This window comes from Rhizobium sp. N731, assembly GCF_001664145.1.
Classification (GTDB): Bacteria; Pseudomonadota; Alphaproteobacteria; order Rhizobiales; family Rhizobiaceae; genus Rhizobium; species Rhizobium esperanzae.
Window position 1 is genome coordinate 1,744,520 of the sequence record NZ_CP013601.1, and the last position, 15,277, is coordinate 1,759,796.

Genomic DNA, 15,277 nt, shown 5'->3' on the forward strand with positions numbered 1-15,277 from the left:
AACCTCCAGGGCGGATACTCCGAATATAGTCCTTAAACGAACTGCCCGCATGTTCGGATCAATCTCTATGCCTTGAATATTGCCGACGGGAAGCCAATTTTTTGTGTTCGGCTGTGATGGAATAGGTCGTAACCAAAGGTCCCGCCGAACCGTATATATTCGAATGGCGTTCGACGCGCTTCTCCCGGCAGCGTACCGGATTTGGCCTTGCCGGTAGTGACAGCTCCCATCGATTGGATTAGGACAATTCCAAAAAGCGGCGTTCGCCCGGCCCGCAGGCTTCATTGCCGCCCCGGCTTCGCCTGATGTTTCCGACATGTCGAGGAAGACACCAATGCCAGCTTACCGTTCCAGAACCACGACCCACGGCCGCAACATGGCGGGCGCGCGCGGCCTTTGGCGCGCCACGGGCATGAAGGATTCGGATTTCGGCAAGCCGATCATCGCGGTGGTGAATTCCTTCACCCAATTCGTTCCCGGCCATGTGCATCTGAAGGATCTCGGCCAACTGGTCGCTCGCGAAATCGAGGCGGCCGGCGGCGTTGCCAAGGAGTTCAACACGATCGCCGTCGACGACGGCATCGCCATGGGCCATGACGGCATGCTCTATTCGCTGCCGTCGCGCGAGCTGATCGCCGACAGTGTCGAATACATGGTCAATGCCCATTGCGCCGACGCCATGGTCTGCATTTCCAACTGCGACAAGATCACCCCCGGCATGCTGATGGCATCGCTGCGCCTCAACATCCCGACAGTCTTCGTGTCCGGCGGTCCGATGGAAGCGGGCAAGGTCGTGCTGCATGGCAAGCAACACGCGCTCGACCTCGTCGATGCCATGGTCGCGGCTGCCGATGACAAGATCTCCGATGACGACGTCAAGGTCATCGAGCGTTCAGCCTGTCCGACCTGCGGTTCGTGCTCCGGGATGTTCACGGCAAACTCGATGAATTGCCTGACCGAGGCGCTCGGCCTGTCGCTGCCCGGCAACGGCTCGACGCTCGCCACCCATGCCGATCGCAAGCGCCTCTTCGTCGAGGCCGGCCACCTGATCGTCGATCTCGCCCGCCGCTATTACGAGCAGGAAGACGTCAAGGCGCTGCCGCGCACCATCGCCTCCAAGCGGGCCTTCGAGAATGCCATGGCGCTCGACATCGCCATGGGCGGTTCGACCAACACGGTCCTGCACATCCTGGCCGCCGCTCACGAAGGCGAGGTCGATTTCACCATGGCCGACATCGACGCACTGTCGCGCCGGGTGCCGTGCCTGTCGAAGGTCGCGCCCGCCAAGAGCGATGTGCATATGGAAGATGTCCACCGCGCCGGCGGCATCATGTCGATCCTCGGCGAGCTCGATAAGGGTGGCCTGCTGAACCGCGATTGCCCGACCGTTCATGCCGAGACGCTCGGCGATGCGATCGATCGTTGGGACATCACCCGCACCACCAGCGACAGCGTCCGCAACTTCTATCGCGCCGCTCCCGGCGGCATCCCGACCCAGGTCGCCTTCAGCCAGGAGGCTCGCTGGGACGAACTCGACACCGATCGCCAGCACGGCGTCATCCGCTCGGTCGAACATCCCTTCTCCAAGGATGGCGGTCTTGCCGTGCTGAAGGGTAATCTCGCGGTCGACGGCTGCATCGTCAAGACGGCCGGCGTCGATGAATCGATCCTGAAATTCTCCGGCCCGGCCCGCGTCTTCGAAAGTCAGGATGCGTCGGTCAAGGCGATCCTCGCCAACGAGATCAAGGCCGGCGACGTCGTCGTCATCCGCTACGAAGGCCCGAAGGGCGGCCCCGGCATGCAGGAAATGCTCTATCCGACGAGCTATCTGAAGTCGAAAGGGCTCGGCAAGGCCTGCGCGCTCATCACCGACGGCCGCTTCTCCGGCGGCACCTCCGGCCTTTCGATCGGCCACGTCTCGCCGGAAGCGGCGAATGGCGGGACGATCGGCCTGGTGCGCGAAGGCGACATGATCGATATCGATATCCCGAACCGCACGATCAGCCTGCGCGTCGGCGAGGCCGAACTCGCCGCCCGCCGCGCCGAGCAGGACGGCAAGGGCTGGCAGCCGACCGAGGTTCGCAAACGCAATGTGACCACAGCGCTGAAGGCCTATGCGGCTTTCGCAACCAGCGCCGACCGCGGCGCCGTGCGGGATCTCAACGCCCGCTGAGTAGTCTCGAACCTACGACCCGCTGATTAAGAGTCAGCGGCTTTGCCAACCGGCCGCTGTCAAAGCGGCCGGTTGATGTTTTTGTAGGTCTCGCCGAGCTGCTTCATCCGCTCGTCATAGGCAGCCTTGATACAGGCCGCGTCGGCCCCGCATTCCTGTCGCTTCTTCAGCCAGGCGGTCTGCTCGTCCTGCAATGTTCCGCGCGAACCCATGGCCAGCAGCCCGGAGAGCAGCTCGAAGGTCGTCACCATCTTGACGTCGGCGTCGTTGAGGGCGCGGTTGTCGCAGATCGCCTTTTCGTCCGGCTTCAATTCCTTCGCATCACAATCGAAGCTCGCCGACCATGCCGGATCCGATGGGAAAATCAGGATCGCCAAACCAAGCGCGGCCGACATTCGCCATGTCATCATCATCTTCCTTTACTGCCGATCAAATCAGCTTGCGCACTGCCAGAGCCAGAAAGATGATGCAGGAGAGCCAGACGACAAGGATGAAGATCAATCCTGCCCGGCCGGCCGGGCGTTCGATCCGCCTCGCAGCTTCGACGCGAAGCGCAGCCATCACCTCTGCTGGGACAAGACGCGTCGCCAGCAGGATGCCGAGCGGAACGATGACGAGATCGTCGAGATAGCCGAGCACGGGAATGAAATCGGGGATCAGATCGATCGGCGAAAGCGCATAGGCTGCGACAGCACCGGCGACCGCTTTCGCATACCAGGGCACGCGAGGATCGCGAGCGGCAAGCCACAGCGCTACGATGTCACGCTTCAGTGACTTTGCCCAGATTTTGGCTTTTGATATCAGTTCCATGGCTGATCTTCCTGAATCAAATTCGCAGCGACCTCAGGGCATTCTCTTGCCTTATTCTTCCATGCTTCCGCCCTCTTTCCTTTCTAGCGTCGGACGCTACAACGTTGGTCAAGAGGATTCAAAAGGGATACCCATGCAAGGCCTGTTCAAGCGCGCCTCCGTTTCGCTGTTCGCTCTCATGCTCGTTCTGCCGGCTGCAGCCCAGGCGCAGACGGCAAAGACGGTGCCTGAGAGCCAGATGCAGATGCAGCTCTCCTTCGCGCCGCTGGTCAAGCAGACGTCGGGCGCAGTCGTCAACGTCTACGCGGAAAAGATCATCCAGCGCCAGTCGCCCTTTGCCGGCGATCCCTTCTTCGAGCAGTTTTTCGGCCAGCAGATGCCGAATCGATCCGAGAAGCAGTCCTCGCTCGGTTCCGGCGTCATCGTCGAGGCGAACGGCACCGTCGTCACCAACAACCACGTCGTCGAAGGCGCCGACGACATCAAGGTGGCGCTGTCGGATGGCCGCGAATTCCCCTGCAAGGTGGTGCTGCGCGACGACCGCGTCGACCTCGCCGTGCTGAAGATCGACACCAAGGAGAGCTTCCCGACGCTGCCGATCGGCAATTCCGATAACGTCGAGGTCGGCGATCTCGTACTGGCGATCGGCAATCCCTTCGGTGTCGGGCAGACGGTGACGAGCGGTATCGTCTCCGCGCTGGCCCGCAACCAGGTGGTCAAGAACGAGTTCGGCTTCTTCATCCAGACCGACGCGTCGATCAATCCCGGCAATTCCGGCGGCGCGCTGATGAACATCAAGGGCGAACTGATCGGCATCAATACCGCGATCTTCTCGCGCGGCGGCGGCTCGAACGGCATCGGCTTTGCCATTCCCGCCAATCTCGTCAAGGTCTTCCTCGCTTCCGCCGATGCCGGCGTCAAATCATTCGAGCGGCCCTATGTCGGCGCGAGCTTCGATGCGGTGACGTCGGAAGTCGCCGAAGCCCTTGGACTCAACAAAGTGCGCGGCGCACTCGTCGTCAAGGTTTCTGAAGGCAGCCCGGCGGCCAAGGCCGGGCTGAAGGCCGGCCAGATCGTCACGTCGGTCAACGGCATCTCCGTCGAGCATCCGGACGCATTGCTCTATCGCCTGACGACAGCTGGCCTTGGCAAATCGGTCAATCTGACCGTCATCGACAACGGTCGCGAGGAGCAGTTATCGCTGGCGCTGGATCGCGCCCCGGAAACCTCGCCGCGCGACCAGCGCGTTATCGGCGGGCGCACGCCCTTTACCGGCGCCGTCGTCGAAAACCTGTCGCCGCGTGTCGCAGACGAATTGCGTATGCCCTCGGAATCGGCGGGCGTCGTCGTTGCGGATGTCAAGGAGGATTCGCCGGCAGCCCGCCTTGGTTTTGAGCCCAAGGATATCATCGTTTCGATCAACGGGACGGACGTGAAATCGACCAAAGAGCTCTCTGAGATCGCCGATAGCGACCCCGGCCTGTGGCGGGTCGAGATCGAGCGCGACGGCCAGCGCATCAGGCAGTTCTTTCGATGAGCAATGATCTCTTCGCGCCGCGTGTTCCGGAAGAGGTTGCCGCCAGGCGGCCGCTTGCCGACCGGTTGCGGCCGAAGACGCTTGCCGATGTCACCGGTCAGGAACATCTGACCGGAGAGGACGGCGTGCTGAAGAGGATGATCGAAAGTGGTTCGCTCGGCTCAATGATCTTCTGGGGGCCGCCAGGCACCGGCAAAACGACGGTGGCGCGGCTGCTTTCCGGTGAGGCGGGGCTGGCCTTCGAGCAGATATCGGCGATCTTTTCCGGCGTTGCCGATCTGAAGAAAGTGTTCGAGGCGGCTCGCATGCGCCGCATGGACGGCCGCCAGACGCTGCTGTTCGTCGATGAGATCCATCGTTTCAACCGCGCCCAGCAGGACAGTTTCCTGCCTGTTATGGAGGACGGCACCGTCATCCTCGTCGGCGCCACCACCGAAAATCCCTCCTTCGAGCTCAACGCCGCTCTGTTGTCGCGCGCCCGCGTCCTCACCTTCAAATCACATGACGAGGAGAGCCTGGAGGAATTGCTGACGCGCGCCGAGGCGATCGAGCAGAGGCCGCTGCCCCTGACCGAGGAGGCCCGCGCCAGCCTGATCCGCATGGCCGATGGCGACGGCCGCGCGGTGCTGACGCTTGCCGAAGAGGTCTGGCGTGCCGCCCGCGAGGGCGAGAGCTTCGATACCGAAGGCCTGACGCGTATCGTCCAGCGCCGCGCCCCGGTTTACGACAAGGCGCAGGACGGTCACTACAACCTCATTTCGGCGCTGCATAAATCGGTGCGCGGTTCGGACCCGGATGCTGCGCTCTATTATCTCGCCCGCATGTTCGATGCCGGCGAGGATCCGCTCTATCTCGGCCGGCGTCTGGTGCGCATGGCGGTGGAGGATATCGGGCTTGCCGATCCGCAGGCGCTGGTGATCTGCAACGCCGCCAAGGATGCCTATGACTATCTCGGATCGCCGGAGGGGGAGCTGGCGCTCGCCCAGGCCTGCGTCTATCTCGCCACCGCTCCGAAATCGAATGCCGTTTATACCGCCTTCAAGGCGGCAAGCCAGGCCGCGAAGCAGAACGGTTCGCTGCTGCCGCCCAAGCATATCCTCAATGCGCCGACCAAGCTGATGAAAGGCGAGGGCTATGGTGAAGGTTATCGCTACGACCATGACGAGCCGGATGCCTTTTCCGGCCAGGATTATTTCCCGGAGAAAATGGGCCGCCAGACCTTCTACGATCCGCCGGAACGCGGTTTTGAACGCGATATCCGCAAGCGGCTGGAATGGTGGGCGAAGCTTCGTAAGGAGCGCAATCCGCGCTGACCCGTCCGAATGTCAGGAAGAACGCGGCGTCTTCTGATTGGGTGGCGCGGCGATCACCTTGACAGCAGATTCGGCAAGGCCGTGGTGGCCTTCCATATCGACGACGACGTGCCAGTGGCCGCTTTCCGGAACGGTGAGCTTGACGGGTGACTTGCGCGCCACGCCGCCAATATATTTGAAATCGAGAACCTCGGTGAACCGCTGGAAGTTCGGCGCCGTCATCAGACGAACATTGTTCACCGCATTCAGCGACACCTCGACGATCGTTCCGGCTCGCTGTTCCTTGAGATCGTAATGGGTGAAGCGGAAATTCGGTTTCGGCATCGGTCTCGTGGCATCTGATAACTTGGCGACGAGATTTTACCAGCATGCCGGTTAACGAAAAGTTGGAAATCGGCCCCTTCAGCCCATGCCTTCTCTCGCTGCGTGGAAAACACGCGCAGAGGGCTCAGAATGCGGAGTAGACGATGTAAAGTTCGACGCAGGCCAGCAGGACGCTGAAGGCGATGAGCGCCCAGGCGGTGCGCCTCTCGCGCATCCGCCGGTCGCCGCGCGTGATCCGATGTGGGCGAAGAGCGTGGAAGGCGGAGGACATGATATTTCGCATGGCGTTTGACCCTTGCCGTTACGGCGAGAATCTACAGCCGGCTGCGATAGGAAATCCATTCGGGGCGAGGGACAAAAATATAGGAATGGCATAAAGGCGGGCGGCGGAAATTTCGGCGCGCGGTGTCGGAAAGGGATGACCGCCTGATGGCTGCCGTTCTCCTCGTTTCAGTTGCCGCGCCGGTTTTCCCGATCCAGCTGCGTCACCAGCGCCAGGATCGTTTCCGATACCGGTGTCGGCACGGCGGTCAGGCGTCCAAGCGCCACCAGCATGCCCACAAGCGGCGTAATTTCGAGCGCCTTGCCGCCGATCAAGTCCTGCAGCATCGAGGTTCGAACGCCGCCGATGTGGCGCGATTGCTCCAGCCGCCGCTCGACTGACATGGCGAAATCTGCGCCGACCGCATCGCCGACGGCGCGCACTTCCTTCATGACCTTGCTGACCATATCCATCAGCGCCGGATCCGCCATGATGTCAGTCATCAGCGCCCGTGTCAGAGCACTGATCGGGTTGAAGGCGGCGTTGCCCATCAACTTGCTCCAGATTTCACTGCGGATGTCCGTCGTGGTCGTAATGCTGAGGCCGGCGCCGGTCAGCACTGCTGCTATGGCCGAAAGGTCGGCAGACATTTCGCCGCAGGGTTCGCCAAGCACGAAGCGGCCGTTATGAGAGAGCCGGATCTCGCCCGGGCTGACGACTTCCGCACCTTGATAAGCCACGCAGCCAATCACGCGGTCCGGCCCGATCAGCCGCCAGAGCCTGCCGCCGGGATCGAGCTCATCAAATTGCAGTTCCGCATGTCCGCTCCTGGTATCGCGATGGAAATACCACCACGGAATGCCGTTGAGGATCATGACGACGCGGGTGCCTTGCTTGAGCAGACCGGCGATCCCCTCCGCGGCAGGGGGCAGCTGGTGCCCCTTGAGGCCGGTGATGACGAGATCCTGCGGCGGCAATGTCTTCGGATCGTCGGTTGCTGTCACGTGCACCTTGAGCGGGGTTTCCGCATCGGCTTCGCGCAGGCTGAGACCGTGGCTGCGGATCGCGTCGAGATGCGCGCCACGCGCGACGACGGAGACGTCGTTATCTTCCCTGCCTGCGAGCTTGGCGGCGATGGTGCCGCCAAGGGCGCCGGCGCCATAGATACAGATGGTCTTGATGGACATGCGTTGCCTCTTCACGGGTCACGCTGACTACATAGGCCATCCCCGGCGAGAGGCGAATGCCAATTTGCCACAAGGTGTTCTTTCCATGATCATGGTGTTGCCGCCGCATCTCCAAGTTTGAATGCGACGGCATCGATCCTGGCTGCTCAGGCCCCAGCCATTGCATCGCTTGCGAAATCCGTGGAGACGGCAAGCTCGCGCCATGCGGCCAGTTCCCTTTCGACACTCGCACGCTGCGCCTCGATCATGGCGACCGTATCGCTGCCGAACGGCATGCGAAGCGGTGGGTTGGCCGAGTTGACCATCGTCATGATGCCAGCCGCGAGCCTGGCGGGGTTGCCGGGCTGGGCGTGATTGGCGTCGGCGGCGAAATTGCGCATGTTTCCGGCCGGCGTGCCCTCGTAATCGGCGATGGAAGCAGGGCTTATTGCCAGCGAGGTGTCGGCGAGGAAGTCCGTGCGGAAGAAGCCGGGCTCGACGATCGTCACCTTGATCCCGAAGGGTGCGAGTTCGGCGGCCATGGATTCCGACAGTCCCTCGACGGCGAATTTTGTCGAGCCGTAGACGCCCCAGCCGGGATAGCCGAAATAACCGCCGATCGAGGAGAAGTTCAGGATATGGCCGGAACGCTGGCGACGCATATAGGGCAGCACGGCGCGTGTCACCTTCAGGAGACCGAAGACATTGGTGGCATAGATCTTTTCGATCTCTTCGGCCGTGGCTTCCTCGACCGCGCCGAGGAGGCCGTAGCCGGCATTGTTGGCGAGAACGTCGATGCGGCTGAAGCGGGCGATGCCGGCGGCCGCAGCCTCCTTCGCCTGCGTCTCGTTGGTGACGTCGAGGGCGACGGCCAGCAGGTTCGGATGGTCCCCGAATTGCTCGATGATGGTCTTCGGGTTGCGGGCGGTGGCGATGACGGCATCGCCTGATGCAAGTGCTTCCTTGGTCATCAGCGCGCCGAAACCGCGGGATGCACCAGTGATGAACCAGACTTTCATGACGAATTCCTTTTGTTGGCGTCGCATCTTTGTGCTGACGGGCTGAATTTGACCGAAATTCCGGTGCTGTATAAGATTTGTTATTATTGAAACTATGATGAGTACAGTTCAATAATGCGTGCGACCGAACTTTCCGAACTGGCCGCCTTCGCGGCCGTGGCGCGGCACAAGAGCTTCCGCAAGGCGGGGGAGGAGCGGGGCGTTACTGCCTCTGCCGTCAGCCATGCCGTGCTCAATCTGGAAGACCGAATTGGCGTCCGCCTGCTTAACCGCACGACACGCAGCGTTTCGCTGACGGAAGCCGGCGAACTCCTTGTCTCGCATCTCGCCCCGGCTTTCGGGGAGATGGCGGCGGCCCTCGATGCGCTGAACCGCTACCGCGACACCCCCTTCGGCAGGGTGAGGATCAACGTGCCGAATTCGATCGGTCCTTTCGTCATCGGCCGTGTCATCGCACCGTTGATTGAGCGTAATCCCAATCTGCAGCTGGAAATCAACGCGACCGACAGGCTGGTCGACATTGTCGAGGAGGGTTTTGATGCCGGCATCCGTTTCGGCGAGCGCGTCACGGAAGGCATGATCGCCTTGCGCATCAAGCCGCGCATCCGCCTGGTCGTCGTCGGTTCACCCGGCTATTTCGAGAGGCGCCCGAGGCCGGAAACGCCTCACGAGCTCAAGCGCCACCTCTGCATCCAGAACATGTTTCCCTCCGGTGCGCGTTATGCCTGGGAATTCGAGAAGGACGGCCAGACGGTGAGTTTTCAGCCGACCGGTCCGCTGTCACTCGACGATCATGAACTGATGATGCAGGCAGCGCTCGGCGGCGTCGGCCTTGCCTATATCTGGGAGCCTCGCGTCGCAAAGGCCATTGCCGACGGAGAGCTCGTCCAGGTGCTCGATGATTGGTGTCAGCCGGAGGAACCGCTCTATCTCTACTATCCCAGCCGCCGCCACATGTCTGCGGGCTTCAGAGCGGTGATCGACGCGATCAGGGCGGAGTGAAGCGTGCAGTCCTACCCGCGCATGCCGGCGATCGTCTGAAGCGCCTGAAGATAAACTGTGAGGTCGCGGGCAGGATCCGCCGGCAGCGCGGTCGCACGGAATACCTTGCCTCCCGCCGCCTCGACGCCTCCGTCGATCATCAGGTTGTCGGCCATGCCGTGATTTTCGATGGCGATGCCGTCAGGCCCGCGCGGGCGTCCGCTCGTCTCGTCTATCTCCATTCCCGCATACCAGATCGAGCGGACGCGCAGCCCATAGTCGTCGGGGTGATTGGTATAGGCGAAGACCGATTTGCCGAGAGCAATCATGAAGCCGATCTCGTAGACTGTACCGGGATCGGCGCTGACGCCGCGAAAGGGCGTGATATTGGCGAGGCAAATTTCGGCCCGGCGCATTGCGACGTCATTGCGGGCGTAGATCTCTGCAGCCGTCCGCTTCACGGGTGTCTGGTTTTCGTCGCTGCCGGGACCGGTCGGTTCGAAGTCGAACTGACGCGCCAATCGGCGTTTTTCGGCCATGATGGGCAATGCATCGGGAAGAAAGACTTCCGGGCCGGCAAGGTAAATGGTGATCATCGGTATCCTTCATTCCTACGCGAACCGAAGCACGGGAGTTGAGGGCAGGGCGGCACCTATTTCCGATGGAAGCCTGGCAGATGGCAAGCCGCGCCGGCAGCAATTGTCGATTTTTTCCGATGACAGCCCGGTCAGCCCGCAGCAGGCCGCAGCTGCCGCGGGCCGGCATCAGGCTGCTCGTTGGAAGACGAAAAAGCGGAAGGTTGCGCTCGTCACCCTTTTGACTTCGCTGGGCGAAGCGGCCAAAGATACGGCCATCGGCAGCATCATCGGGAGAGATTGATGAAGGGGCGGATTTTGTCAAATGCTGATCGAAGAGCGCCGAAGCGGCTCGGATATCTGTTTCCCGTATTGGCCGCGCTGATCCTATCGGCACCGCTGGCGCTGGGAGAGGACATCGGGCCGCAAAGCCAGTCCTCGCGTGCCCAGGTCGAAAAACTGCTCGGCCTGTGGAAGGAGCACTTCGCCGGCGCCGACAGCCTGCAAGAGCGCAGGGCTGCTTTCGCCAGGCTGATGGAGACGATGCCGGGGCCGACGCGCATTCAGGTCCGGCAGGTCGATGCCGATGGTGTGGATGGCGAGCTGATGTGGCCCGCCCGGCTCCATCATCCGATCGGCAAAAGGGCGATTCTCTACATTCACGGCGGCGGCTTTTCCGGCGGTTCCATCCGCACGCATAGCCTGTTCGCCGGTTCGCTCGCCAAGGCCGCATCCAGCGACGTGCTTCTGATCAATTATCGACTGATGCCGGAATATACCTATCCCGCCCAGATCAACGACGCGCTGACGGCCTATCGCTGGCTTCTCGATAACGGCTATCGCAACGAGAATGTCGTCGTGGCAGGAGACGGCGCCGGTGGCAATATTGCGCTCGAGACGGTGCTGCGGCAGAAGCAGGCGGCCAAACCCTTGCCGGCGGCCGTGATTGCGCTGAGCCCGATCACCGATCTTGCCGCGACGGGCGGAACGATGACGGCAAATGCCGGCAGCGACCCGCTGGTCGATAAGGCGTCGATCGAGACCTTGCGCAAGACCTATCTCGGCAGCCGGCCTGCCACCGATCCTCAGGCATCACCGCTTTACGCCGACATGACCGGATTCCCACCGCTGCTGCTGCAGGTCGGTTCCGGCGAAGCCCTGCTTGATGACACGCTGCGCCTTGCCGACAAGGCGCGCCGGGAGGGCGTGGATGTCACCACCGAGGTGTGGGCGGGCATGCCGCATCAGTGGCAACTGTTTCCCGCGATGCTCGACGATGCCGATCGCTCGAGCCAGACTATTGCCGAGTTTGCAATCCGGCACTTTGCCGATAAGCCGGAAGAGTAGCGGTCACGGCAGCCGGCGTCACCGCATCATTGCGATGTGCCGCTGGCCGGTGAAGGCGCCAGAGGCCGTTCGACCTCCCGGCCGACGCTGAGCGCCTTTCGCACATTCGGCTCCAGCCGTTCGATATAGGCGTGGTCGGGGGCAGCGCCGAGCGCATCCAGCATTTTCGAGAAAGAAACAGCGGGCGGCTGCGGCGGCCGTGACGTCGAAGATCTCGGCGTCGCTCAGCCCGTGTTTTTTCAACCCGTCTATATCCTGCTGCGTGACCGACGTCGCATCGCGCGCCACCTTGGCCGCAAAGGCCATGATCGCACGTTCGCCGGCATCGACCGGCGCCTTTTCCGTCTCGTTGACAAGGGCCGTCAGCCCGTCGCTGGTAAATCCCTCGCGCAGCAGCACCGAGCCGTGCGCCAGCATGCAATAAGAGGATTTGAGCTCCTTGGCGGCCGCCAGCGTCACCAGTTCATAGCGCCTGGGGCTCATATGGCTGCGAATGCTCGAAAGCAGCCCCGCCCAGCTCTCCATCACCTCCGGCCGATGGCCGAAGGCACGATACATGTTCGGCAGATAACCATAATTCGCCTCGGCCGACGCGTACATCGACGTCGTCCTCTCGCTGGCGGATGCATCCGGGGTGTGAATGAAAGCCATGGCATGGTCCTCCTCTATTGCGAGAAGGATAGGGTAGATATGCCGGACAGCAATCCTGCGCCATCAGTTCGGGAACGAGCCATCGGCCCTAGAGGACGCCATTTGAGGATCTGAATGATCAGGCAACGTCGTTGCCCGCCAGAACGTCAGCGGCTCTCCTGATTGGAAGAGTGACCGTGAAGGTGGATCCGCACCCTTTTGCACTTCGCACCTCTATCGAGCCTTGATGCAGTTCGATGATCTGCTTCACAAGGTTGAGGCCGATACCCGTTCCGGCAATCCCCGTCGACGTGCGCGCCCGGAAATAGCGCTGAAACAACCGGGGCACGTCTTCAGCATCGATCCCCACGCCGTCATCGCTGATCGAAACCTTGACGTTGCCCGTCTCCTCCCATGCCGCAATCCGAATTTCGGATGTTCCTGGCGCGTATTTCACTGCATTCGAGAGCAGATTGGTAAAGACCTGGCTCAAGCTGCGGGGATCGGCATCGATGAATTCCGGCAACCCGTCTATGTCAAGCACGAAGCCATGCGTCTTCGAGATTGCCGACTGCCGCTCGCAGCAGGTTCTGATCAACGGTCCCAGGGCGCAGGCGTCGTAACTGATATCGATCTCCCCGGTATCGAGGCGTCCGTCCGACAGGATGCTCTCCATGAGATCGACGATCCGGCTCACCGATGCACGGATCTGTTCGACCTTGTCATTGAGAAAATCGGGCTCGACCGCGCCTCCCTTCCGCAACAGTCGCTGGGCGGCAGCATCGATGATTGCAAGCGGCGTACGGAATTCATGTGATGCCATCGCCACGAACTGCCGCTGCAATTCGTTGATGCTCCGCTCCTGGGCGAGCATCCGCTCAAGCTCGCGCGCCTGCCGCTCGACCTCCGCCGTACGGCTTTGCACGGTAACTTCGAGCCGATCGTGATGGCGGCGCAGCTCTTCCGCGAGCCGCACAGTCTTGGTGACATCCTCGTGGGTCGCCACGTATCCGCCGTTCTGCATCGGATTGTGGGTGATTTTGATGATGCGCCCGTCGGTGAGCGCGATGTTCTGGCTCGCCGGCGCGCCTAGTGCCGTCGCTTCGAAGACAACGTCAAAATAGGTGGCGGTGTCTGCCGGACCATTTCCCAGCCGGCTCCGATAGGCGAGGATGTCCACCAGCGACGTTCCGGGTTGAGTGAGAAAATCCGGCAGATCGTACATCCGTGCATAAGATGCGTTGCACAATATCAGCTTCTTCATCGAATCGAACATGCACAGTCCATGTGGCATGTTGCTGAGAGCTGCGTCGAACCGCTGATGTTGTTCGCTCAGACTGTCTGCGACGCGGCTGAGGGTCGAGATGTCTTCATAGCTCAGGATCCAGCTTCCCGCTCTCGACGGGGCGCAGGTCAATGAGATCATCCGTCCGTCGGCCAGTGCAAACTGCGAGGTGTGCGGCCTACCGGTCGTCAACCGTGAACAGGCCGCTGCACGGCAGGCGGCGGTGCCGGGCAGGCCGTCGATATTCATTCCCCTGCGCAGAGTGCCATCGGAAAGGCCGAGAATGTCGAGCGCGCGGGAATTGAAGGCCGTCACTGTATCGGCAGAATCGAGGAGAACAATGCCCTGCGGCAGGTTCTCCAGAATGGCTTCAAACGAATGCGGCATTTCCGGCCCCGCTTTAGATCTGGCACGTCCCCTATCCGTAGCATTAGCCACAAACGATAAAGTTTCGCTAATGCCTCTGGGCGGGAGTTCCTTGAGAGCAATTCCAGCAGAACTGCATCGCGATTCTGCGTCAGGCTATTGGATCCACGACATTGCCGCGCTTCATCTTTTGGCTTGAAGAATGAGAGATTTCGCAGGGTGGCCCGAGCTCGCAACGTTGGGAAAAGCCTGTCGGATTGATCCCATATTTTAAATCGTTCCAAAAATCGTCCCCGCCTCGCGGCGTGATAGGGCTAGAGAAAGGTCAATAAAGCGCAGCTTTAATTGAATTGGTTCTTGACATATTTGGAACGTTCCAAATAAATAGACATCAGTCGACGACGACGTCGGGAGGGTGAAGTGACAAAGGCGCGGGTGACCGTCATAGACATTGCGAAGGCCGCCAATGTCTCCAAGTCGACGGTGTCGCTCGTGCTTCAGGGATCCTCCCTGGTCAACGAGGCGACACGTGCCAAGGTCAATGCCGTGATGCGCGAGCTCGGATACGTCTATAATCGCGGCGCAGCCAATCTTCGGCAGGCCGGTTCCAAATCGAGGATCATCGGAGTCGTCGTGAACGATCTGACGAACAGCTTCTTTGCGGAGTTGGCGGTCGGGGTCGATATGGTCGTTCAGTCGGCGGGTTTCGTGCAGTTCCTGTCGAATACCGGTGAGAGCATCGACAGGCAGCGCGAGGTTGTCGCATCGATGCGCGAACATGGCATTTCGGGCCTGATCGTCTCGCCGGCGCGCGCCACCGATGCCGCCGACTTCAAGCCGCTGGTCGCGGCAGGCATTCCCGTCGTGGTCGTCGTTCGAAATCTGCCTGGCGCCAAAGTCTCGTCCATCGTCTCCGACAACCGGGCCGGTATGATGTCCGCCGTTCAGCATCTGGTGGGTCTCGGTCATAAGCGCATCGCATTTCTCGGTGGCTTTCCCGATACCGCTGTCTTCGACGATCGCCTTGCCGGTTACCGCAGCGGAATGGAGGCGGCCGGGCTCGGATACGACGAGGTACTCGTGATCTCGTCCGCCCCGTCGCGAGCGGGCGGCGTGGAGGCAATCGGAAAGGCGATCGCCCTTGGCGACCGACCCACTGCAGCCGTCTGCTTCAATGATGCCGTCGCCTTCGGAGTCTGCGACGGATTGCGTGCGCGCCGTCTGGAACCGGGCGCCGACTTCGCCGTCGTCGGCTTCGACGACGTCATCGAGGCTCAGGCGGCGGTTCCCGCGCTGACGACGGTCTCGGTCGATCCGCAGGGCATCGGGCGCCGCGGCGCGCAGATGCTCCTCAAGCAGATCAATGCCGGCAAGGCGGAAGCCGAGACGGTAACGACAGCCGTTCGGCTGGTCGTCCGCGAAAGTTGCGGCGCCGGTAAAGCCGCGCCGGCGAGAGCCGGCAGAGCGTGAAATTGAAACGGGGTTCGAA

15 protein-coding genes and 1 pseudogene are annotated in these 15,277 nt (G+C 61.6%); 7 read left to right on the forward strand and 9 right to left on the reverse strand.

Annotated elements, in window-relative coordinates:
- Window positions 1–334: 334 nt before the first annotated feature.
- The gene (gene ilvD / locus AMK02_RS08630) at window positions 335–2,173 is read left to right on the forward strand and encodes a dihydroxy-acid dehydratase (protein ID WP_064801922.1); all 1,839 of its coding nucleotides are present in this window, start codon (window positions 335–337) and stop codon (window positions 2,171–2,173) included.
- Between the two features lie 59 nt (window positions 2,174–2,232).
- On the opposite strand, the gene AMK02_RS08635 is transcribed toward ilvD, so the two are convergent.
- The gene (locus tag AMK02_RS08635) at window positions 2,233–2,583 is read right to left on the reverse strand and encodes a lysozyme inhibitor LprI family protein (protein ID WP_086005019.1); all 351 of its coding nucleotides are present in this window, start codon (window positions 2,581–2,583) and stop codon (window positions 2,233–2,235) included.
- Between the two features lie 19 nt (window positions 2,584–2,602).
- Window positions 2,603–2,983 (reverse strand): YkvA family protein, encoded by a 381-nt coding sequence (locus AMK02_RS08640; protein ID WP_064801923.1) that lies wholly within the window; start codon window positions 2,981–2,983, stop codon window positions 2,603–2,605.
- A gap of 133 nt (window positions 2,984–3,116) precedes the next feature.
- Here AMK02_RS08640 and AMK02_RS08645 point away from each other — a divergent pair, with 133 nt between their 5' ends.
- On the forward strand, window positions 3,117–4,520 hold the full coding sequence (locus AMK02_RS08645) for a DegQ family serine endoprotease (protein WP_064801925.1): 1,404 nt from the start codon (window positions 3,117–3,119) through the stop codon (window positions 4,518–4,520).
- Window positions 4,517–5,833, forward strand: coding sequence for a replication-associated recombination protein A (locus AMK02_RS08650; RefSeq protein WP_064801927.1), 1,317 nt, complete (start codon window positions 4,517–4,519; stop codon window positions 5,831–5,833). Before AMK02_RS08645 ends, AMK02_RS08650 begins: the two co-directional genes overlap by 4 nt.
- A 12-nt stretch (window positions 5,834–5,845) precedes the next feature.
- On the opposite strand, the gene AMK02_RS08655 is transcribed toward AMK02_RS08650, so the two are convergent.
- From AMK02_RS08655 to AMK02_RS08665, 4 genes are all read right to left on the reverse strand, one after another.
- Window positions 5,846–6,157, reverse strand: a complete 312-nt coding sequence (locus tag AMK02_RS08655; RefSeq protein WP_064801929.1) for a DUF1883 domain-containing protein — start codon at window positions 6,155–6,157, stop codon at window positions 5,846–5,848.
- A 124-nt stretch (window positions 6,158–6,281) separates the two neighbouring features.
- Complete coding sequence (locus AMK02_RS31675; protein WP_164517743.1) at window positions 6,282–6,440, reverse strand: hypothetical protein; 159 nt, start codon at window positions 6,438–6,440, stop codon at window positions 6,282–6,284.
- Between the two features lie 167 nt (window positions 6,441–6,607).
- The gene (locus AMK02_RS08660; RefSeq protein ID WP_064801931.1) at window positions 6,608–7,606 is read right to left on the reverse strand and encodes a ketopantoate reductase family protein; all 999 of its coding nucleotides are present in this window, start codon (window positions 7,604–7,606) and stop codon (window positions 6,608–6,610) included.
- 146 nt (window positions 7,607–7,752) lie between these two features.
- Entirely contained in the window at window positions 7,753–8,604 is an 852-nt protein-coding gene (locus tag AMK02_RS08665; protein WP_064806087.1) for an oxidoreductase, read from the reverse strand.
- Window positions 8,605–8,718: 114 nt separating this feature from the next.
- Between AMK02_RS08665 and AMK02_RS08670 the strand changes: the two genes are divergently transcribed.
- Window positions 8,719–9,606, forward strand: a complete 888-nt coding sequence (locus AMK02_RS08670) for a LysR family transcriptional regulator (protein WP_064801932.1) — start codon at window positions 8,719–8,721, stop codon at window positions 9,604–9,606.
- An 11-nt stretch (window positions 9,607–9,617) separates the two neighbouring features.
- Here AMK02_RS08670 and AMK02_RS08675 read toward each other — a convergent pair whose 3' ends face one another.
- Complete coding sequence (locus AMK02_RS08675) at window positions 9,618–10,181, reverse strand: nucleoside 2-deoxyribosyltransferase (RefSeq protein ID WP_064801934.1); 564 nt, start codon at window positions 10,179–10,181, stop codon at window positions 9,618–9,620.
- Here AMK02_RS08675 and AMK02_RS31085 point away from each other — a divergent pair.
- The gene (locus AMK02_RS31085; RefSeq protein ID WP_145924220.1) at window positions 10,171–10,464 is read left to right on the forward strand and encodes a hypothetical protein; all 294 of its coding nucleotides are present in this window, start codon (window positions 10,171–10,173) and stop codon (window positions 10,462–10,464) included. The two genes, AMK02_RS08675 and AMK02_RS31085, sit on opposite strands and share 11 nt — an antisense overlap.
- Before the next feature lie 68 nt (window positions 10,465–10,532).
- Complete coding sequence (locus AMK02_RS08685; protein WP_189637017.1) at window positions 10,533–11,507, forward strand: alpha/beta hydrolase; 975 nt, start codon at window positions 10,533–10,535, stop codon at window positions 11,505–11,507.
- A 26-nt stretch (window positions 11,508–11,533) separates the two neighbouring features.
- On the opposite strand, the pseudogene AMK02_RS08690 reads toward AMK02_RS08685, so the two are convergent.
- A pseudogene (locus tag AMK02_RS08690) lies at window positions 11,534–12,158 on the reverse strand (carboxymuconolactone decarboxylase family protein).
- Window positions 12,159–12,276: 118 nt separating this feature from the next.
- The gene (locus AMK02_RS08695) at window positions 12,277–13,809 is read right to left on the reverse strand and encodes a sensor histidine kinase (protein WP_064801940.1); all 1,533 of its coding nucleotides are present in this window, start codon (window positions 13,807–13,809) and stop codon (window positions 12,277–12,279) included.
- A 399-nt stretch (window positions 13,810–14,208) separates the two neighbouring features.
- On the opposite strand from AMK02_RS08695, the gene AMK02_RS08700 reads away from it, so the two are divergent.
- On the forward strand, window positions 14,209–15,258 hold the full coding sequence (locus AMK02_RS08700) for a LacI family DNA-binding transcriptional regulator (protein WP_064801942.1): 1,050 nt from the start codon (window positions 14,209–14,211) through the stop codon (window positions 15,256–15,258).
- Window positions 15,259–15,277 lie beyond the last annotated feature (19 nt).

Coding starts and splice junctions, on each gene's coding strand:
- ilvD (WP_064801922.1), top strand. CDS start 335: ATGCCAGCTTACCGTTCCAGAACCACGACCCACGGCCGCAACATGGCG.
- AMK02_RS08635 (WP_086005019.1), bottom strand. CDS start 2,583: ATGATGACATGGCGAATGTCGGCCGCGCTTGGTTTGGCGATCCTGATT.
- AMK02_RS08640 (WP_064801923.1), bottom strand. CDS start 2,983: ATGGAACTGATATCAAAAGCCAAAATCTGGGCAAAGTCACTGAAGCGT.
- AMK02_RS08645 (WP_064801925.1), top strand. CDS start 3,117: ATGCAAGGCCTGTTCAAGCGCGCCTCCGTTTCGCTGTTCGCTCTCATG.
- AMK02_RS08650 (WP_064801927.1), top strand. CDS start 4,517: ATGAGCAATGATCTCTTCGCGCCGCGTGTTCCGGAAGAGGTTGCCGCC.
- AMK02_RS08655 (WP_064801929.1), bottom strand. CDS start 6,157: ATGCCGAAACCGAATTTCCGCTTCACCCATTACGATCTCAAGGAACAG.
- AMK02_RS31675 (WP_164517743.1), bottom strand. CDS start 6,440: ATGCGAAATATCATGTCCTCCGCCTTCCACGCTCTTCGCCCACATCGG.
- AMK02_RS08660 (WP_064801931.1), bottom strand. CDS start 7,606: ATGTCCATCAAGACCATCTGTATCTATGGCGCCGGCGCCCTTGGCGGC.
- AMK02_RS08665 (WP_064806087.1), bottom strand. CDS start 8,604: ATGAAAGTCTGGTTCATCACTGGTGCATCCCGCGGTTTCGGCGCGCTG.
- AMK02_RS08670 (WP_064801932.1), top strand. CDS start 8,719: ATGCGTGCGACCGAACTTTCCGAACTGGCCGCCTTCGCGGCCGTGGCG.
- AMK02_RS31085 (WP_145924220.1), top strand. CDS start 10,171: ATGGTGATCATCGGTATCCTTCATTCCTACGCGAACCGAAGCACGGGA.
- AMK02_RS08675 (WP_064801934.1), bottom strand. CDS start 10,181: ATGATCACCATTTACCTTGCCGGCCCGGAAGTCTTTCTTCCCGATGCA.
- AMK02_RS08695 (WP_064801940.1), bottom strand. CDS start 13,809: ATGCCGCATTCGTTTGAAGCCATTCTGGAGAACCTGCCGCAGGGCATT.